The organism is Clostridium sp. BL-8 (genome assembly GCF_002006495.1).
Classification (GTDB): domain Bacteria; phylum Bacillota; class Clostridia; order Clostridiales; family Clostridiaceae; genus Clostridium.
On record NZ_LZZL01000029.1, the window covers coordinates 44,197 to 64,988 of the forward strand.

Genomic DNA, 20,792 nt, shown 5'->3' on the forward strand with positions numbered 1-20,792 from the left:
CTATTTTGAAAATGCAATCCAAGGCTTTTGAATTTCTTCCTTTAAAGTATTATATCTGTCAATTGCACTTCTTAATTGAATATCCAAATCTTTACTATTTACAACTAGATGATCATAATCTACTTTAGTCATTAATCCAGTATCGTATCTTACATTAGCAATTCTAAGTTGTTTATTTGTTAACTCTATATTTTTCTTTAATAAATTAATACTATCTTCTGTGGTAGTAAGCATTGTATAAAAATTTCTTAATTGTTCTTTAAATTGTTTCTTTGTTTCATCTAAATTAGTCTCGCCCTCATAAGTGCCTAGTTTTCCATTTAAATATCCCAAACGTGTTGATAACTTAAATGCATACATATATCTTTCTTGATAATATTTATCTAAACTGCCTTGATATTCTTCATAAGCTTTCAAGTTTTCGGCAATATCATCTGTACTAGTAGAAAGTACCGGCATCGCATCTGATGGTTTATCAGAATCTGGTATATCATCTACTTTATTGTCCGAATCATTAAAGTATTTTTTATTAAGTTGAACTAATTGTGTACTATATTTCAAATAATTTTCTACAACATTATCAAGATATTCATCTATTGAGCCGTCTATCTTAAATACGCCATATTTTATATTTTGATCCAAACTATACTTCATTAAATCTTTATCTGTTAAAACCTTGAAGTTATACTGGAGATCTTTTAAGGAACTTTCGCTGGACTTCAATTTGCTTTTTAAATCCTCTAATGAATTTGAGCTTGCGTCTACATCTACATCTGTGGCACTACCTATACTATTCTTTATTTTTGTAATATTTAGTTCTTCATTCTTAAGCTCTATATCTTTTTTTAATTTAGCTATTCTCATTTGACTCGTAACAAGATCATTATAAGCATTAGTAACATTCTGTATTAGTTTATCTTCATCAAAATCTCTTTGCTGCTTACACTGTTTTAATTTAACATCACGAGTATCGTCATTAAGATCCTTCCTATTATCAGGTAGGGGAATTTCTTGTTTCCCTACCATCTGCGGATCATCATCAATTTGTTTATTAACATCATTAATCTTGTTTGTATAACTTATTTTTTTCTCATCAAGTGCTAGTATCTCACTAATACTAATTGCTGACTTTATAGCATCATCTAAAGTGAGAATGGTGTTTGCATTTGCTTGAGCTTGTACAACTTCATAAATATTAGGATTTTGTGTGATATCACTTGCAAATACTGGCACCATACCTACATTTAAGACACTTGCTACAATTGCAATCACAATTATTCTATTAAAATTCCTTTTCATTTTTCTCACCTCATATATAATTATATTTTTATAAATTTTAAATTACCGGTTAGTATTTATTTATTCATTTACCTATATACTAGTACCACTCCCTTTAATTGTCAATAAAATTTATTTATTTTTCATTAGTTAATTACAAATATTATTATTCTTTAACCCTCTAAAACTTTTTTAAATTCCGCTCACAATTAAAAAAGCAGATATACTTTTTTGTATGCCTGCTTCAATATATTAATCTTAATCGTTTTTAGTTTTTACGCCTTTTTCAAATATACTCACTATACTTTTTAAAATTTCATCTTTGCTAAATTCTCTATTATTAGAATTAATAAGTTCATCAACAATTACAAAAGAAACTATATTCCCTAGGAAATTTCTAGCATAGAGTTTTGTATTTGGACAATCGATTATTCCTAACTCATTATACTTTTCCAAATAGGCTGATAGCTTCTCCGCTGCTACATCAATAGCATTCTCATAAAGTATCTTTCCTATTTGAGGAAACTTTCCAGTCTCAGCCATAATAACTCTAATAAGATTTAGCTTTTCCGGTTCAATTAAGGTTTCATAATGTTTATATGCTACCTTTGTAAGAACTTCATGGAAATCTTTTATTTCATCATTCATTGGTAATTCAATAAATATCTTAAGAATTTCTTCTTCAAAAATTGCTGTAAATAGCTCTTCTTTATTATTAAAATATTGATATAATACAGCTTTGGAAAATCCACAAGCTGAAGCTATGGCTTCCATAGAAGTAGCATTATATCCGTTTATTCCAAACATGCTTAATGCTACTTTTAAAATTTCAAGCCTTTTCTTATCATATTTAGGTCTAAGCTGCTCAGCTTCTGGTATATTTAAACTAGAAAATAATTCTCTTTTATTTTTGTAATAAAGGTATATTGTACCTGGTGAGATTCCTGCAACATCTGCTATATCTTTTATTTTTGTTTCTTTATATCCCTTTTTCAAAAAAACTTTCTCAGCCGCTTCTCGTATTCTTTTTATTTTATCTTCTTCCATCTATATCAATCCTTATTCTACATTTTAATAGCCTAATTTTTTTTGAATAAATAATAACTAATCGGTTTTATTAATTTCATGTATTGTAACATTTATCTTTTATGCTGTCAATAAAACCCTTTTTTTAATACTAGAACAATTTTTAGCGATATAAAAAAACTGATAATCCCTGCTCTCGTTTCAAAGCAACACACCTATTTATTTTATCGTAGAATATTAGTGTAATTTTAATCACAAGAAACATATTGTTTAATCTTTTCTGCTGTAGCAGGTGAAGCTGTATAAATCATTACTTTCAAATCAGGATAGTTTGATAATTGCAAATTCACATGTTCAAACTCCAATTCTCCAATTTCAGGATGGTTCCATACTTTATGACAATCAGTAACGGTTTTAACTTCATAACGAGGCCACCATAATCTGAATAATTCACTTTCCTGTTTAAATTTTTCAATCATTTCATTTAATCTTGCATCTTGGGGATATCTAGCACAATCTGCCCTAAATCTTGCAATCATGATTTTAGCTCTTTCCTCCCAATCTGAGTTAGCTTCTCTTTTTAATGTATCTGTTAAAAAGAACTGCAATATGTTTGGCTTTGTATCTAAATTCTCAGAATATGAAGGAAACCTAAATAAAAATTCTGCTGCACGATTCCATAATAGTACATCCCAGTATTTATTCATTATGTATGCAGGATTAGGTTCTAATGCGAAAACAGTTCTTTCTAATCCTTCACTAACTTCTTTATAAACTTCTATTTCTTCTAATTCATCTGATTTGGATAATAAAAAAAGATATCGACGTTCATCATCAGATAATCTTAATGCAGAAGCTAGACTTTCTAATATTTGATGAGATGGGTGTACGTCTTTCCCCTGTTCTATAGATATATACCAAGAAAGACCAATGTTTGCAAGTTGAGCAACCTCTTCACGTCGAAGTCCTGGTGTTCGGCGGCGTCCATGTGATGGCAAGCCAACCTGTTCTGGTGTAATACGCTGCCTACTTGCACGTAAAAATTCACCTAACGATTGCTGCACTATACTCTCTTTCATTTATTTTCCTCCTTTATCCTACCTCTCTCAATCATACGATAACCACAATATGGTTAAACTATTATACCCCTGATATATTAGTAATATAACATAAAAATAATTTTTAAACAAAACCGTTTAGATTGGAGTGAATTAATATGAAAATATTTTTAACTGGAGCAACAGGCAAAGTTGGAAGCCGTTTTGTACTATATCTACTTAAACAAGGGCATGCTGTTCGTGTTCTTGTAAGAACTGCTGAGCAAGCACTCACATTGAAAGAACAAGGTGCTGAAGTAGTCATAGGTGATCTTTTGAATAATAAAAATCTCGCTGACGCTATAAGAGGTGTTGATGTGGTAGTACATACAGCAGCTCAATTTCGAGGTGATATTAATGAAGAAATAGCTACAGCAGTGAATCTAGATGCGACTATTGAATTAGCTAAAGCAGCGTTAGATGCCGGTGTTACAAGATTCGTTTTTACCAGTACAGGCAATGTATATCGCGATTTGAATGTAAACAGACTATGTAAAGAAGATGATGTTCTTATACCATCTAATTTAATGTATCCAAAAACAAAACTTGCTGCCGAGAAAGCTTTACTAAAATTGCATAGTGATCAAGGGCTAGATGTTCGTATTATGAGATTATCATTTGTCTATGGTGATGGTGATCCCCACATTGAAGATATCTTACCTTACATGATTAACTGGAATCCGTTAAGAAAGCAATCTATGATTCATCATGAAGATGTCAATCAAGCATTATTACTTGCTGCCAGCACACCTGGTATTGGCGGCCGCATATATAACGTTGCAGATGATACTCCTATTGCTATAGGTGAATTATATAAACTGTATGAAGGACCAGAGCAAACGCCTACTGAAGATGGATGGCTTATGAATAACCTATGGGAATTAACTGCAGATCCGACTCGCATTAAAGAGGAACTAAATTTCCATCCAAAATATCCTTCTATTTATGCTGCTAAAGATATGGGAGCCTTATAGTTGTAATTTACAAAACCTAGAAAGCATATAAATAACAATTAATTTTAATTATAAAATTAATTGTTGGTTTAGCTCTAGATAAAAAAATCATAATAGGCAAATTATAAATTATGATGGGCAACTAGCTGACTACTACTCAAATGATAAAAGAATTTAACTAGAAAAACCGTTATATCAAAGCTTTTAGTTTATGACTTTGTGAAAGGTCATGAACTAAAAACTTGTTGGTATAACTGGCTTTTTGTTTTAAAATAAATTTTATTTATAATACAGAGCTGCCTATGTTTAAATTCAAACAATTCCCTATTCCTTAAATATGCTTTATAGAATCAACTTCATTCTTTACTAAATATGAATTATAATTATTATAACTTAAAGGAAAGGATAAAGAAATCCATTGAGAGTCTACATTGCTATATATTTTGACAATAACACTAAGAATTATTTTAATAAAATAACGTCGGATATAAAAAAACATTGCACCGGAGATAATTTTACAGAAAAGAATAACTTTCATCTGACAATTAGGTTCATAGGTGAAGCTGATGAACTTCTGATTACCAAAATAGAAGAAGCTATAGATAAAGCAGTTTTAAACATAAATCCTTTTGAATTGTCAATAAATAACTTAGGTATTTTTAAGAAAAAAAAGACAAATATTTTATGGATTGGAATAGAAGAAAATGCTACTCTATCTGAGCTTCACAAGAAGCTTTCCCTCTCATTAAAAGAAGGAAAGATACCATTTTATGATAAGCTTTTTATGCCTCATATAACTCTAGGGAGAAGAGTGTTATTTAATAAAGAATCTGTAAGCTTGGATAATCTAATTCAATTTGAAAGAATTATGATTCCAGTAAAAGCAATAAGCCTGATGGCAAGTAAAGAGATAAATGGAAAACTAAGCGGCATACCTATTTATCAAGTTAACTTAATTTAATTCATTTCTTTATTTGCATATATTTCAGTCAAATTTTTCTGTCTAACCCTAAGCCATAATATAATTCCTATCAGACATGATACTCCCTCTGTAGCTGTCATAGCCCAAATAACGCCATTAACAGCAAATATTAAGTTTCCTACAATCAAAATAGGAATAAATAAAACACCTCTTACAGCGGCCATAACATTTGATTGTACCCCAGCTCCTTGAGCTTGGAAGATTCCAGTAAAAAATTCACATAGGGCCGCAAACATAGTTGAGGAAAGTTGAGCTATGAGAGTTATTTCACCAATGGCAATAACCTCTGGGTCAATACTGAAAAGACCAATAATCTGTAACCTGAATATACTTATAACTGCTCCTATAACTAATGTTAAACCCAAAATATACAATATGGTTTTCTTAACAATTTCCATGAGACGATTTTGATTATTAGCAGAGTAAGCAAATGCAATTAGTGGTACAACTCCCATTGCAAAGCCCATACCAATACAATCTACAATTTGAACAACTCTTTGTGCAACTCCAAATCCAGCCACAACATTATCTCCATAAATCATGGAATAATTATTGAAAAGCAGACCTATAATGACCATAAATCCACTAAGTAATAAAGCTGAAACTCCAACCTTAAAAATTTCACCATAAATTTTTTTACTTGGTTTAAAGTACTTAATTGACAAACTCTGAACAGTACTCTTCTTTTGTAGATAATATATAAAATACAAAACGGAAGCTATATTACCACAAACAGACGCCAACGCTGATCCCATAACATTCATATTAAGACCGAAAATGAATAAAGGATTAAGTATTATATTAATTATAATACCACCTATAGTACCAGTCATAGAAACAGTTGATGCTCCCTCCGCACGTACAGCTGCTTCAAGCGCCATATTAACAATAATAACTGGAGAACCAATAACAAGTATCATAATAAAATTTCTTGTATGTTGCAGAGTTTCACCACTTGCTCCTAAAATCGGCAATATAGAAGATAAAAAAGGCAGACATATCATCATAAAAATAATACCCATAAGCATTGATGACCAAAAGTTAATTGAACTAACTTTTTTGGTATCATCTGTATTGCCCTCACCTAAAAGTCTTGATATATATGTTCCTGAACCTACCCCAAACATTTGCCCAAGTGCCATTAATACTGATGAAAATGGCAGTGCCAGCATCACTGCCGCCATCATTGCAGTATTATTAAGCTTACCTATAAAAAAAGCATCAATGATATTATAGACAACTGATGTGATACTACTTAGTATCATAGGAAAAGCCATGTGTATTATTGCTTTCGTAACAGGTGCCTTTTCCAGATAGTATAGTGATTTTTGATCCATATTTTCTATGTTTTCCATATAAAAAACTCCTTTCATGTCGTATAAGTAATGAAATTAGCATTTAACAATAAAGCATAATCTTTTTTTAATATTATTAATTCTAATTCCTGTTTTGTTTCTACAAACATAATATACAATCTCTATTTAAACTAAATTTAAATCGAATTTAAACGCAATGTAAACAAAAAGAAAAACCACAATCTATTAATTCAGACTGTGGCTATAAAAATATTAATTTCTATTTATTTGATTTTACCTTAGGAAGCCAAACAGTAAATTCCGTCCCCTTTCCAACTTCACTTGTGAGAGATATTTTCCCACCATGTAAATCAATAATCTTTTTTACTATTGAAAGTCCAAGTCCGTTTCCACCTAGAGAACGGTCACGGGATTTATCTGCTTTGTAAAACCGTTCAAAAATTCGCGGTTGATCTTGCGGTGAAATACCTATACCTGTATCGGAGATTTTACATACAATTGAATTCTCATTGCTTGATAAGTTAACGCCTATTTTCCCATTTTCTGGTGTAAACTTAATAGCATTATTAAGCAAATTTATAAATACCTGGCTTAATAAATCCTCATCTCCACATATTATGTTTTCCTCAAGAGAAACATCAAGTGTTATATTTTTCACTGACCACTGTGGTTCTAGCATGAGTAAAATACTTTCTATCTGCTTATTTATTTGATATTTCTTTAAGTTTAAATTATTATCTTCCGATTCCAAATTAGATAATCTTAATAGATTTTCGCTTAATTTAGATAGCCTTCTACTTTCAGTTTCTATTATATTGGCATAATGTGATATTTGGCTTTCACTTAAATTTCCTTTTTTTAAAAGCGCAGCAAATCCTGAGATAGATGTTAACGGTGATTGTATTTCATGTGATACATCTGATATAAAATCTTGACGCAGTTTTTCTAAAGAGCCCAGTTCTTTTGCCATTCTGTTGACATTGTCTGCTATCTCATTAAAAGGGTCGTGTTCATTTGTTTTGACAAGCACATTGAAATCACCAGAAGCTATCTTGTTCATAGCTTCAATAGCTCCACTTAATATTTGAAAACGTGAAAGATCAAATTTCCTATTCTTATTAGTAAATCGCCGGTGTAAATAAAAATATATTTTCAAGCTTACAAAATATATCACAACTGAAAGAAAACTTTGAACAATAAAGATTAGATATAAAGGCATGCTTTCTAATTGCCCTGAAATAAATATGAAAATATAATATCCGCTAGTAATACCAAGTAATGTTGTAAAAAAAATTAGTATCATTGAAATCAAAGGTTCGTTTCCTCTCACTTCACTTCCTCCAATCTGTAACCAAGTCCACGAATTGTAGTAATTTTAAACTTATAAACCTCAAATGGAAATCTTTCTCTAAGACGATTTATATGAACATCAAGGGTTCGTTCGTTTCCTTCAAAATCAAGGCCCCAAACCTCTTCAATCAGCCTATCACGAGAAAGTGTTTTACCTGAATAACTTCCAAGCATGAATAAAAGTTCAAATTCCTTCATTGGTATATCGCATTGTTCATTGTTACTAATAACGCTGTAACTACTTTTATCCATGACTAAATTACCAATATTAATAACCTGTGAAGCCGCTACTTTATAGCGCCTCAAAAGTGCCTTTATTCGAACAAGCAACTCATCAACCTCAAAGGGTTTCGTTAAATAATCGTCTGCACCAAGTTCAAATCCCTTTACTTTTTGAGACAGTTCACTTTTGGCAGTCAGCATCAAAATTGGCATATCCTCATAATATCTGCGTACTTGTTTACAAAATTCGTAGCCATCCATTTGAGGCATCATAATATCAAGGACACAAAGATCAATTTTTTCCTCTCCAAGCTTTTCTAAGGCATCCTTCCCATTTACAGCTTCTGACACAGAAAATCCTTCATTTTTGAGTACTGTGCAAATAAGCTCTCTAATATAACCGTCATCATCTATAACTAAAATTTTATTCAAATTTCTCACCTCCGTCTTGTAAATATATACTATGAATGTAAATACAATATAAACCGAATTAAAATTCTAGTTTTTATTAGCAATACGCAAAGCATGGCACTTAAAATCCACTAATATATTATGTACAATTACAAACAACATAATTTATGTTAACATAAGCTGCTTTAATTTATCTTTTGTATCATCATCTATAGGCATTTGAATTGTGATACTTGCCCCCTCTATTTCTGTAGATCTAAATGAAATATAACTTAGATATAAATCTCCTACTAAAGGATGATGTAAAAGTTTTTGCCCCTCTGGTGTTCCCATGATACCTTGATTATTCCACCATTTATTAAATAGAGGATTTTTTTCATTTAATTCATTTATAATCGCATTTATTGTGTTATCATTCTCATAATAGCCGTAATTTGCTCTCAATTGTTCAACGCGTAATTTAGAATGCCCTTCCCAATTGTCTAACAGCTCCTTTAGATAATCATCATTAAAAGATCTCCAAACTGAGTTTCTCTCTTTTTCATTCATTTCTTCATAGTTACCATAAACCTTTAGTGCCGCCATATTCCATCCAATCATTGTTAATTTACTATCTGTAACATAAGCTATGCTGGGATTTTGATTATCCAAGAATTTTTGTAATGTATTAGAAATGGTAACGGTAGCACTGTCTTCTATAGGCAACTTTTTATCTGACAAATTAAATAAATATCTTTTTTCTTCATTATTTAATTGCAAAACTCTGCTTAAAGAAAGCAACACATCGATTGATGGATTAACATTTTGTCCTTGTTCAATGCGAACATACCAGTCAATGCTCACTCCCGCTAAATCAGCAACTTCTTCTCTCTTTAGCCCTTTTACTCTTCTTTTTTTATCGAAACTAAGTCCAAATTGTTCTGGTCTTAATGTTGACCTTTTCTTTTTTAAAAATAATCCAAGTTCCTTGTTTTTAGATATCATTATTATCTCTCCCATTTATATTTAATCATTAATGATAATACGAATAATTTTATCACTTACTTCTTATCTGCTAAACATAGTATTATTAATCATATGATAACTTAGGTTCTATTTAAAATAATACTTTCATTATACACTATCTTCATAAGCTATAGAGAGGAAGATGTGAAAATGAATAGAGCTTTAGAGAACAAAAATTTTTCAAACAAATTATTATTAATTTTATCAATTATTTGTGCAATTATGGTAGCTAATTTGTACTACGATCAAGTTTTATTAACCAATATTTCCAATGATTTTTTTATACCTGCTTCATCATCTGGTAAGCTTGTAACATCTATACAGATAGGATATACAATGGGATTGTTGTTCATTGTTCCACTAGGAGACAGGTATAGTAGAAAACTATTAATAATTTTAAGTATTATTTGTTCAGCTATATTATTATATTTAATGACTTTAGTCTCTACCTTTAATTTAATAGTAATTGTAGGCTTTTTTATGGGGATTTCAAGTGTTTCAGCGCAGCTTATAATCCCATTTGTTTCGTCAAATATCTCGTCAGAAAAACGAGGTATAATAGTTGGTCACTTATTAACCGGAGTATTTCTTGGAGTTTTACTCGGAAGAGTACTAGGTGGAGTTCTAGGCCAATTAATTGGCTGGAGAGGAGTTCATGAATTTGCGGCAGTAGTTTTATTAATTTTTGCAGTATATTTATTTTATTCTCTTCCAAAGGATAATGTAGAAAAGGAAAGTTCCTATAAAAATATCATATTATCTTTACCTCCATTATTAAAAAAAGAAAAAGTATTAAGAGAAACAATAGTTTTTGGTGCTGCTGCCTTTTGTGCCTTTAATATTTTCTGGGTTTCATTGTCCTTTATTTTAGAAGGTTCTCCTTATAATTATGGAAGTGCAATAGTTGGACTCTTTGGCTTTTTAGGTATAGCAGGTGCGTTAGCCGCTGGATTTTCAGGAAAACTTACAAATAGCAAAAAAGTAAGCTTATGGAACCTTTTTGCTTTAGCTATAATGTTTGTCTCTTTTTTAATCTTAGGTATAGGCTGGTCTAAACTTATAATTATAATTCTTGTAACATTTACTTTAGATGTTGGTTCAAGGATGAATATGTCTTTAAATCAAGGAAGGATTTATAAACTTAGTCTCCAAAATCATAGTAGATTAAATTCACTCTATATGGTTGGATATTACTTAGGCGGGTCCCTTGGCTCATGGATAAGTACCTCTGTATATCATTCATTTGGTGTTATTGGAATTACAATTGCAAGCTGCGGTGTCCTTTTACTAGCAGGTGCTTATTATTTAATCACTAACAATCTTTTAAATAGAGACGATCGTGCTAAATCTTCAAGTGTATTTACCTCTGGAAATCAACCAACTCATCAGTAATTTGTGAAATACTTTAAGACATAATCAAAAAAAATAACAAGCTCATATTCCTAAATAATTATTTACTGCTAATATTGATAATACTGCTGTGATTATTTATCCTATGATAATTTATCATCTATTTAAAAGAATTCTTTAATTGTATAATGTATTAAAAAGAATTTACTTTCATTAATTTTGTATTGTTAAGCATATTATAGATATCTTTAATACGATAATACTATTAAATAAATCTTATTACTTAAAGGAATATGTTTAAAGTAAAGGAGAAGATAAAAATGAATTTAATAACTGTAAATCAAGATAAATGTATTAAATGTGGTTTGTGCGTAAATGAGTGCCCAGAACGTGTATTAGAACTTAGTGAAAATGGACCTAAAGAAATTTGCGGTGAAGAGTGTATTTCCTGTGGTCATTGTGTAGCCATATGTCCACGGGAAGCAATTGATAATATAAAAACACCATTAGCCAATCAAACTAGCTCAAAAAAATTTCCAAAACTAAGCCCTGAAGAGGCAGAACACTTCCTTCGTTCAAGGCGTTCAATCCGCTCATATAAAGAGACTCCTGTCCCAAGAGAAAAATTAATAGATCTTGTGAATATTGCACATTTTGCTCCTAGTGGACATAATCTTCAAGGAATATCTTATACTATCATAGATGATAGAAAGATACTTGATAAAGCTGTTAAAATTGTTATTGAAGAATTTGAAAAGGTTAATGTATCGAGTGAATTTACAAAACCATACCGTGAAAAAGGAATTGATACAATTTTGCGTGGAGCATCTAGCCTTGTCCTAGCAACTGCTGATTCAAACTTTCCACGAGGAAGAGAAAATTCAATTCTTTCATTAACATATTTGGAGTTATATGCACCAACACTAGGCTTAGGCTCATGTTGGGCTGGGATGTTTGAAAGAATTGCTATGAAAGATAATTCTCCATTACTTAAATTATTTAACATCCCTGAAAATAAGAAAATCACTGGTGCTATTATGGTGGGATATCCTAAATATACTTATCCAAGATTCGTTGATAAAAATCCATTAGAGGTTACTTTTATAAATCAGTAATGCAAATCTATAAGATTAAAATAAATATTATTATCTAATTTAAAATTCATTATAAGTAAATCTACTTGTAACAATAAAAAAACATGACCACTTGTAAGCAGCTATTTAAGCTGTATATAAGTGGTCATAGTTAATGGTAGGCAACATATAACATTTGGAACCTGAAATATATTATGTTTTTATTATGAATTTATTTTATTAATTATTAAAGATTTTATAGGCTTTATCTAGCTTCCTCTTATTTACTTCGATCTATGTTAAGTGGCTCCAATTGTACTCCACTTGTATCAAAAATCTTTCCATCATCTTGAACAAGCTTATATTCCATAGTACCCACTCCAGCAAGTTGTCCATTTATATATAATTCTGATTTAACTGGAAGGCCATCTTCATTAAGATAAAGAAGATGCATTTCCTCTCCATTTTTGTCACCAGATGATATTTTCTTTAATACTTTTCCGTCTGAAGTAGTCTCTGTACCTTCATCTTTCCAATCTGCTGGATTAGCATATAATGATTTCAGAGCAGCAAATGTTTGATTCTTTTGTATAATTTGTACCTCAGAATCCGCCTCTTTTTGAGTTACATAATCTTCAGTACCTTTTACTGGATTTCCATTATCATCTCTTATTATATCCACATTACGTTTTCCATTATCTTCAGTATAAGTACTTGTGTACTTTGGAGCATTAGCTGCTGCTGCCATCTTTTTAGCATTCATTGCATCTTTTTCCGCATTACCAGTTTTCGGTATTTCACTTTCACTTTCAACACTTGATCTTATTATATCTTGTCTAAAATCAAAAGTTTTTGGATTCACCCAAGTTTCAGTAATATCAGATGACCCGTCTTTTTCCGTAGTATATGTCATTTTGGTATATTCTATGTTTCCATTAGACTTCTCTTGATTATTTGTGACTTCTGCACCATTAGACTCTACTGCCAAGTTTTGTGTACTTTCATTTGAAGCCTTTTGATTAATATTAGTTGCAGCATAACTTGAAATTGAAGTAACCATTACTGCAGCAATAGCAGCTACTATTATTGTTTTTTTCATGATAAATAATCTCCTCAATATTGTATTTAGAATAATCTTAACTCTAATTTCTTCTTAATATTATTCCCACATGTGAGTTATCTTTTTTAATCTTATCTAACAAGAGTTAAGTTCTATTCCATACTTTTATTATAGCTCCCATATATTTCAGACATAATGACAATTATTTCAGATTTGTAAACAAACTGTTTAATCATTATTTCTTATTACAATATCACATATTCTTGAAAGAAAATTCATATATTATGTTATTAACTATACATGACAGCCTTCTGCTGTCTCTAGTCCATCTTATTGTAGATATATAGTTACGATCCGTATAAATCACTTCATCATTACTAATATTATCAGAATTTATATAAGCCATATGTATATCTACTGTATCACCGTTTTGTACAGTATAGGCTATTTTTTCTCCATCAGGAGATACCTGAAGACTTAATGCTTCTTCACTAAGAATGTTTTTAAAGTCGTTTTCCTTTATATTATATAAAAAAGTTCCAGTTTTTCCGCTTATTTTACCTTGTATCAATAATATATCCGAAGATAAAGGTACTATATTATTAATTATCCCTTGCACATCTGTCTTGGTAAAAGTCCCATCCTCTAGATTCACACTGAATAAGTTAGTCAAATTGTTTTCATCTGTGTTTCTTGAAAAAATGTATGCATACTTCCCATCTTTAGATACCTTAAGATCAATGCCACCTGTTAAATTTTCTAAAGCAAAGTTTCTCTTTTCTGATGTCTCATCATCAGTAGTTTTACCTATAATATCATCTACCTTTAACAAATTTTTTCTTTCTACGCTTTTTACACTTTGTATAAATAAATAGTCATCTAACCCTACAAACCCACTGCTATCTGGAAGCCAGCATACAGGAAAAGCTTCATCATAAGTAGCTGTTTCTTCTTTGAGCGCAACATCATATAGTTTAGTTTCAATGGTATAGTCATCATTTGCAAAGAGTTCTAATATTTTCTGTCCATCTGGAGATATATCTTGATGAAATTCATTATAATTACTGCTGGTATCACTATACAGATTCATCATTATTTTTTGTTCAGAATAACCTAAATTTATCTTTCCTATATAAGAGGATCCCATATTCTTATTCAAATAAGAAATGTTATTATTATTTTTATCAAAGATACTTAATTCTGGAATTCCCGTTTCTGGATCATATACCATGGCTTCCATTAGATGATTATCAATATAGTCATACTTATTATAATAAATATTAGGGATCTTTATTTGTTCAACATGGCTTATTACAAAGTCCTGAACTCTCTTATTTAAATTAGAATCCGCAAACAGATCTTTTTCTATTATCACTGGATTTGTTGTATTACTATTCTTCATGCAAATAAATCCTATCATATAAAAACCAAAGATAAAAATACATAAAGTTATAAATAATGAGAAAAAACTTCTTAGCTTTTTAAAATCATTAAACTTTAGCATAACTCATTCTCCTCGAATCTTACAATTACTTCGGTGCCTTCATTTATCTTGCTCTTGACCTCAATATTTCCTCCATGTTTTTCAACAATGCTTTTAACTATAGTTAACCCAAGCCCTGCACTGCCTAATTCTCTGGAAATTTTTTTCGATGCTCTATAAAAAGGTTCAAACAGTTTTTCAATATTTTCTTCCGTAATCCCCTCTCCTTCATCCTTAACTCTTATAAGAATAGTATTATTTTCTTTATAAGCACTTACCTCAATTTTAGAATTCACATTTCCATATTTTATTGAATTATCGATAAGATTAATCAGAACTTCCTTTAATCTTTCTCTGTCACCCTTTAACAAGAGATTATCCATTACACTACAACAAATATCAATATTATATTTTTTCCCTTTAATCTTCATTTCATCAGTAGTCATTTTTATAAGCTCAGCAATATCAACATTTTCAAAGTGATAACTAAAATTCGTTGAAGAAGTTTTCGAAAGTTCTAATAATTCCACCACCATATTATTTAATCTTTTACTTTCATTAAAGATATAAGCAATTGATTTATCGAATAATTTCTTATTAGTAATCTCATTATCTTGTATAGCCTGTGCATATCCCATGATTACAGTAATAGGAGTCTTAAGCTCATGTGTTACATTATCAAAGAAGATCTTATTCTGAGCTTGCAATTCCTTTAACATGTCTCTATCTCCTCGTATAATTTCTATCTGTTCTTCTATTTTTTTTACCATCATTTTAAATCTTTTTGCCAAATCACCTATTTCATCATCCGAATTAACATCTATGTTAATGCCAAAATTACCATTTGATATCTGTTCCGTAATCTCTTCAAGCTTTTTAATAGGTTTAGTAATTCTTCTTGATATGATAACTGCTGCTATAAATACCATACTAAAAATTACTATAACAAGAATATTAATAACATATCTGAATCTTTTAGTGCTATTAAAAAGTTGTGTATAATCTTTTGTATATCTTAGAATTCCAATATAATTTTCATCTACCTCTATGGGATACGATAAGCTAACTTTGGCCTTATCCCCGTAAAAAGTTGTAACATAGCTGATTTTTCCGTTCATTGCATCAGTTAAATCTTTATTATTATCCTCTATATTATTCTGCTCTGAATTATGCGATATTTCATTACCATTTAAATTATAGATCTCCACATTGTCTCCAACGATTGAACTCAATTGCACTGATATATCATTAGCATTTGCTATTATTGAAGCCTCATTAAAATCAATATTATTAATTAAAAAGTATTGTCTTAAATATTGATCCATATTTTTTTTTGCTTCAATCATATCAGCATAAACTATACTATTATCATTTTGCTCAGTAAGTTTATAGGAGGCAAAAAGAAGTATAGAAAGACCTATATATATAATAATAGAAAATGAAATTAAAATTTTTGATTGTATTGAATTCTTCATAATAGTTTCCTCATCCTATTAATTTGTATCCAACTCCAAAGACAGTTTCAATCACAGATACACCTTTTGTTTCATCTAATTTTTTCCTTATTCTTTGAATATGAATATCTACAGTTCTGCTGTCTCCGATGAAATCATATCCCCACACTTTATCCAATAATTCCTCTCTAGAAATAACTTTTCCTTTATTTTTAGCCAAGAATAATAATAAACTATATTCCCTATTGGTGAATTCTATTTTTTCATTATTTTTTAAAATTTCATGACTTTCTTCATATATTTCAATCCCATTACTCAGCTTTATTGCACTAGAGTTATTGGCTTCTGAGGCCTCAGCTATTAGATCTATTCTTCTAAAAACGGTCTTTATCCTAACAATTACTTCTCTTATATCAAAGGGTTTTGTAATATAGTCATCTGCTCCAAGCTCCATACCCAATATTTTATCTATAGTATCAGACTTAGCAGTAATCATAATAATAGGTATAATATATTTGCTGGAGATTCTTTTACATACTTCAAACCCACTTATGTCTAGAAGCATTAAATCAAGCAATATTAAATCAGGTTTAAATCTCTCTACAAGGTGAATACCATCCTGGCCAGTATTAGATACTGCAGTAATAAAATTTTCTTTTTCAAGATATAATGAAATTAAATCTGATATGGAATCTTCATCTTCAATGATCAAAATTCTTTTTTGAGCCATAATTCCTCCTCCTTTTCACCCATTATAACTTAAATTATTCTTAAATATCACTTCGATATATAGATTTTACAAATACGATACAATTATGTTACAAATGAATTATTTATTCCCCAAAAATTTTAAACACACAAAAAAAGAGCTCACTGCATAAAAGAGTAAGTTCCTTATTTTTTTGTTTAATGAAAAAACTAGATTAATATTAATACTAATCTAGTCTTATTTTAAAATTTAATCCATTCATTTGAGAATTTTTCACTTATCTATTTAACACTTTCTTGACTACGAGCCAAAATAAAATTGCTTTTTACATAATTTAATTATAATTTCTTTAATACATCAACTTTTCTTAAATACCGATTTCACTGCTCGTTTTACCACATCAAAAAAACTTAATGAATAAACCATATGATTTGGATCAACATATTTTCGAACAGCACGAAGTACTTTTTTGGATTCTTTAGAAGAAAAAGTATATGTACCATTTTTCTTTGTTCGGATTGCATATCGTGGAATCCATTTTCCTTTAAATAATACGGATGCAATTACATAGTCAACCTCTTCCCAAGGAATTTGAATAAATTTACGATAATCACGAGAATTATAGAACTCAAAACCTTTGTCACCGATCATAATTTTACCATAATCTGCAACTCCAGTAAAAGATGTTGCCTCAATTGCTAGATCCACCTTTGTATTGAGTGACTGAACCATCCGATCTACCTCTTTTCTATTTATACATACATTTATTTTCATTATATATTTTTTACATGTTTTTATCAATTATTCGAAAGCCTATTAAAAGTAACACATATTTGATTAGTATTATTACTTTCTTTCATACGCCTTAATGTTAACAAAAGCCCAGGCTAAGAAGCCTAGGCTAAGTAAAAAGTTGTTACATTAATCCGATCAAATGAGCAACAATACCAATTACAAATAATCCAAGAATAATTAGAATTGGAGATACTTTCTTCTTAAGTAACCACATACAAATAAGTGTAATTATTAATCCTGTAAATCCAGGGATTAATGAATCTAAGTTATTTTGTAGTGTTGTAACCTTACTATCAGTTAATGACATCCCAGATGCTTGTTGCATTAAAGCTTGTTGAATACCTTGTGCTCCCTGAGGAAGTTTGCTCCAGTCTATGAAGGCACCATCACTTAATTTAACTGTTGATACTATTGGTGCAAATTTAACAGATACCCATCTGTTAACCAATGATCCTAAAATGAACATACCAAGAATGGATGCTCCTTTTGTAATATCTTGTAGCATATTACCTGATAAATCTTCACTAATACGAGATCCTGCTTTGTAACCAAACTCTTGTGTATACCACATAAATGCCATACGGATTATATTCCAAGCGAAGAAGAAGATAATTGGTCCAAGGATGTTGCCACCTAGAGCAAGTGAAGCAGCTAATGCTCCTAAAATTGGTCTTACAGTAAACCAGAAAACTGGATCTCCGATACCAGCTAAAGGTCCCATCATACCAATCTTAACACCTTGAATAGTTACATTGTCTATTGGTGCACCATTTGCACGTTCTTCTTCCAAAGCCAATGTTACACCAACAACTGGTGAAGCTACATATGGATGAGTGTTAAAGAACTCTAAGTGACGTTCTAATGCTGCAGCTCTCTCTTCTTTAGTCTTATATAATTTTCTGATTGCAGGAATCATCGCAAATGCCCAACCACCGTTTTGCATTCTTTCATAGTTCCAAGAACCTTGAAGGAAAAATGAACGGAACCAAACAGAAATACGATCTCTTTTTGTTAATTTTAATTCTTTTGCCATTTTCGTGTCCTCCCCCTTCTTAGTATCTATCAATAAGATCACCTAATGGATCTCCAGTATTTGAACTTCCACCATTACCTGAACCACCTTGTTTGCTAAGTGCTAGGTAAAGAAGTGCTAAAGCTACCCCTATTGCACCAAGTCCGATAAGTGTGATTTGTGAAACAGTTGCTAATACAAAACCAATTGCAAAGAATGGCCATACTTCTTTTGTAGCCATCATATTGATTACCATTGCATAACCAACAGCTACAACCATTCCACCACCAATTGCTAAACCACCTGTTAACCAAGTAGGCATAGCAGCAAGTAATGCACTAATTGGACCAGCACCGATTGCTAAGATCATGGCTGCTGGAATCGCAATACGTATACCTTGTAAACAAATAGCAGCGATTTGCCACATATCAATAGCTCTAAGATTTCCTTCTTTAGCAGCAGCATCCATAAAATGTACGAACGCTGTAGCAAGTGTACGACAAATAATTGTTAATAATAGTCCTGCAACTGCTAGAGGAACAGCAATAGCAATTGCTGAAGCAACTCCTGCTTCACCTTGACCTCCAAGAACTAAAATAATTGCAGATGCAACAGCTGCGAGCGCTGCATCAGGTGCTACAGCAGCACCGATATTTGCCCAACCTAAGGCAATCATTTGAAGAGTACCACCTAAGATTAAACATGGTAGTAAATTACCTGTAACCAAGCCAATTAATGTACAAGCAATTATCGGTTGGTGAAATTGGAATTCATCTAAGATACCTTCTACACCAGCTAAAAATGCTACAATAATGACTAATATAATTTGAACTATATTTAAAGTCATGATTATTAATCCTCCTTTTTCTCTAAATAATTAGATTATTTTAATTTCTTTAATTCCTCTTGTGCCTTTTTAAGTATTTCTTCCATATTTGCTTTTGAATCATTTGGTACTTTACGCACATCAAAAGTAAGTCCAGCTTGTTTAAGCTTATTAAATATATCGATATCTTCTTGATTGAAAGCTAGCACTTTGCTTGGTTGAACCTTACCTGGAGAGTGAGCCATTGAACCAACATTGATTGTCTTTAGTGGTATTCCACCTTCTACAGCTCTAAGCACATCTTTTGGATTTTCAAAAAGAAGCATTGCACGTTGGCCTCCAAAATGCTTATCATCTTTTGCAAGTTTAATCATATGATCAACTGGAACAACATGAGCCTTAACCCCCGGAGGAGAAGCTTGCGTAATCAAATTCTTACGAAGAGTATCTCTAGCTACATCATCTGACACGACAATAATTCGTGTAGGATTCACAGTTTTTGTCCAAGCAGTTGCTACTTGCCCATGAAGTAAACGAGAATCAATACGAGCTAAAACATATTCGAATGATCCAGGTGCACCTGCATTAGACTGCCCTGCTCCCGCTTCTGTAGATTTACCAGTAACTACTGGTTCCAAGCTTTCTGGCTTAACTTTAACTCCTTCTCTACCTGCATTTAAGATATAAGCTGCAATTTCATGTGCAGATTCCATTGAAAGACGTGCACCATAAGCTTCAATAAGCATTGGTAAATTCATACCAGCTACGATTGCCCACTTATCTTTGTGTTCTTCAAATAAAGTATTCGCTTGGTTGAATGGTGTACCACCCCAAAGATCAACTAAGATTAAAACCTCATCTTGGTTGTCAAAGGATGCGATTGCGTCTTTCACTTTTGCTCTAAGATCATCCGGTCCTTCGCTAGGCATAAGCGTAACAGCTTTTACGTTTTCTTGTTCTCCAAAAATCATCTTACCAGATTGCAAGATACCGTTAGCAAATTCTCCGTGACTAGCAAGAATAATTCCTACCATTTCTATACCTCCTATTTTTTATTTGTTACAAAAACAAAAGGCCTAAGCATTTAGAAATAAAACAAAATACACATATCCGGATTTCGTCACACTATTTGTACATTAAATTAAATCATAAAAATATGATAATACCCTATAAAAACTGTACAAAAATATGTGATATAACGAATAAATATTACATCATTTTACTTCTCTATGCTTATGCCTGATCGAATCAGTAACATGCTAGATATTATTATTTTATTATAGTCTACTTTGGGACATTCACTAGATACCCCTCCTTGACTACGTTTTCATGATAACACTTTTTTCTTTTTTTTTAACTATTAAAAATACTCCTTTAAGACATAAGAAAA

19 protein-coding genes are annotated in these 20,792 nt (G+C 31.0%); 4 read left to right on the plus strand and 15 right to left on the minus strand.

Features of this window, described 5'->3' with window-relative positions; translation table 11 throughout:
- From CLOBL_RS11735 to CLOBL_RS11745, 3 genes are all read right to left on the minus strand, one after another.
- Positions 1-1,299, minus strand: coding sequence for a TolC family protein (locus tag CLOBL_RS11735; protein WP_077859204.1), 1,299 nt, complete (start codon positions 1,297-1,299; stop codon positions 1-3).
- A gap of 237 nt (positions 1,300-1,536) precedes the next feature.
- Positions 1,537-2,325, minus strand: a complete 789-nt coding sequence (locus CLOBL_RS11740; RefSeq protein WP_077859205.1) for a TetR/AcrR family transcriptional regulator — start codon at positions 2,323-2,325, stop codon at positions 1,537-1,539.
- A gap of 227 nt (positions 2,326-2,552) precedes the next feature.
- Complete coding sequence (locus tag CLOBL_RS11745; RefSeq protein WP_077859206.1) at positions 2,553-3,383, minus strand: helix-turn-helix transcriptional regulator; 831 nt, start codon at positions 3,381-3,383, stop codon at positions 2,553-2,555.
- Between the two features lie 137 nt (positions 3,384-3,520).
- Here CLOBL_RS11745 and CLOBL_RS11750 point away from each other — a divergent pair, with 137 nt between their 5' ends.
- Positions 3,521-4,375, plus strand: coding sequence for an NAD(P)-dependent oxidoreductase (locus CLOBL_RS11750; protein ID WP_077859207.1), 855 nt, complete (start codon positions 3,521-3,523; stop codon positions 4,373-4,375).
- 397 nt (positions 4,376-4,772) lie between these two features.
- Positions 4,773-5,315 carry an RNA 2',3'-cyclic phosphodiesterase gene (gene thpR, locus CLOBL_RS11755; RefSeq protein ID WP_077859208.1) on the plus strand — a complete coding sequence of 181 codons (543 nt, stop codon included), beginning with the start codon at positions 4,773-4,775 and terminating at the stop codon, positions 5,313-5,315.
- Here the strand turns inward: thpR and CLOBL_RS11760 are convergent.
- The 4 genes from CLOBL_RS11760 to CLOBL_RS11775 form a co-directional block, all read right to left on the minus strand.
- Positions 5,312-6,691, minus strand: a complete 1,380-nt coding sequence (locus tag CLOBL_RS11760) for an MATE family efflux transporter (RefSeq protein WP_077859209.1) — start codon at positions 6,689-6,691, stop codon at positions 5,312-5,314. The genes thpR and CLOBL_RS11760 overlap by 4 nt on opposite strands.
- Before the next feature lie 220 nt (positions 6,692-6,911).
- Positions 6,912-7,955: a HAMP domain-containing sensor histidine kinase gene (locus tag CLOBL_RS11765; RefSeq protein ID WP_143323863.1), complete on the minus strand. Its 1,044-nt coding sequence runs from the start codon at positions 7,953-7,955 to the stop codon at positions 6,912-6,914.
- Positions 7,956-7,978: 23 nt separating this feature from the next.
- Positions 7,979-8,656: a response regulator transcription factor gene (locus tag CLOBL_RS11770; protein WP_077859211.1), complete on the minus strand. Its 678-nt coding sequence runs from the start codon at positions 8,654-8,656 to the stop codon at positions 7,979-7,981.
- A gap of 144 nt (positions 8,657-8,800) precedes the next feature.
- Positions 8,801-9,619 carry a helix-turn-helix transcriptional regulator gene (locus CLOBL_RS11775; RefSeq protein ID WP_077859212.1) on the minus strand — a complete coding sequence of 273 codons (819 nt, stop codon included), beginning with the start codon at positions 9,617-9,619 and terminating at the stop codon, positions 8,801-8,803.
- Between the two features lie 171 nt (positions 9,620-9,790).
- On the opposite strand from CLOBL_RS11775, the gene CLOBL_RS11780 reads away from it, so the two are divergent.
- Positions 9,791-11,032: an MFS transporter gene (locus CLOBL_RS11780; protein ID WP_077859213.1), complete on the plus strand. Its 1,242-nt coding sequence runs from the start codon at positions 9,791-9,793 to the stop codon at positions 11,030-11,032.
- Between the two features lie 278 nt (positions 11,033-11,310).
- Positions 11,311-12,105, plus strand: a complete 795-nt coding sequence (locus CLOBL_RS11785) for a nitroreductase family protein (protein WP_077859214.1) — start codon at positions 11,311-11,313, stop codon at positions 12,103-12,105.
- 238 nt (positions 12,106-12,343) lie between these two features.
- Here CLOBL_RS11785 and CLOBL_RS11790 read toward each other — a convergent pair whose 3' ends face one another.
- From CLOBL_RS11790 to CLOBL_RS11825, 8 genes are all read right to left on the minus strand, one after another.
- Positions 12,344-13,162, minus strand: coding sequence for a hypothetical protein (locus tag CLOBL_RS11790; protein WP_077859215.1), 819 nt, complete (start codon positions 13,160-13,162; stop codon positions 12,344-12,346).
- Positions 13,163-13,376: 214 nt separating this feature from the next.
- Positions 13,377-14,627, minus strand: coding sequence for a hypothetical protein (locus CLOBL_RS11795; protein ID WP_077859216.1), 1,251 nt, complete (start codon positions 14,625-14,627; stop codon positions 13,377-13,379).
- Positions 14,621-16,081 (minus strand): HAMP domain-containing sensor histidine kinase, encoded by a 1,461-nt coding sequence (locus CLOBL_RS11800; RefSeq protein ID WP_077859217.1) that lies wholly within the window; start codon positions 16,079-16,081, stop codon positions 14,621-14,623. Before CLOBL_RS11800 ends, CLOBL_RS11795 begins: the two co-directional genes overlap by 7 nt.
- 10 nt (positions 16,082-16,091) lie before the next feature.
- Positions 16,092-16,790, minus strand: a complete 699-nt coding sequence (locus tag CLOBL_RS11805; protein ID WP_077859218.1) for a response regulator transcription factor — start codon at positions 16,788-16,790, stop codon at positions 16,092-16,094.
- A gap of 336 nt (positions 16,791-17,126) precedes the next feature.
- Positions 17,127-17,501: a DUF956 family protein gene (locus CLOBL_RS11810; protein WP_077859219.1), complete on the minus strand. Its 375-nt coding sequence runs from the start codon at positions 17,499-17,501 to the stop codon at positions 17,127-17,129.
- Positions 17,502-17,685: 184 nt separating this feature from the next.
- Complete coding sequence (locus CLOBL_RS11815) at positions 17,686-18,597, minus strand: PTS system mannose/fructose/sorbose family transporter subunit IID (RefSeq protein WP_077859220.1); 912 nt, start codon at positions 18,595-18,597, stop codon at positions 17,686-17,688.
- Between the two features lie 19 nt (positions 18,598-18,616).
- Positions 18,617-19,423: a PTS mannose/fructose/sorbose transporter subunit IIC gene (locus CLOBL_RS11820; protein WP_077859221.1), complete on the minus strand. Its 807-nt coding sequence runs from the start codon at positions 19,421-19,423 to the stop codon at positions 18,617-18,619.
- Positions 19,424-19,458: 35 nt separating this feature from the next.
- Positions 19,459-20,436 carry a mannose/fructose/sorbose PTS transporter subunit IIA gene (locus CLOBL_RS11825; protein ID WP_077859222.1) on the minus strand — a complete coding sequence of 326 codons (978 nt, stop codon included), beginning with the start codon at positions 20,434-20,436 and terminating at the stop codon, positions 19,459-19,461.
- Between the last annotated feature and the right edge of the window lie 356 nt (positions 20,437-20,792).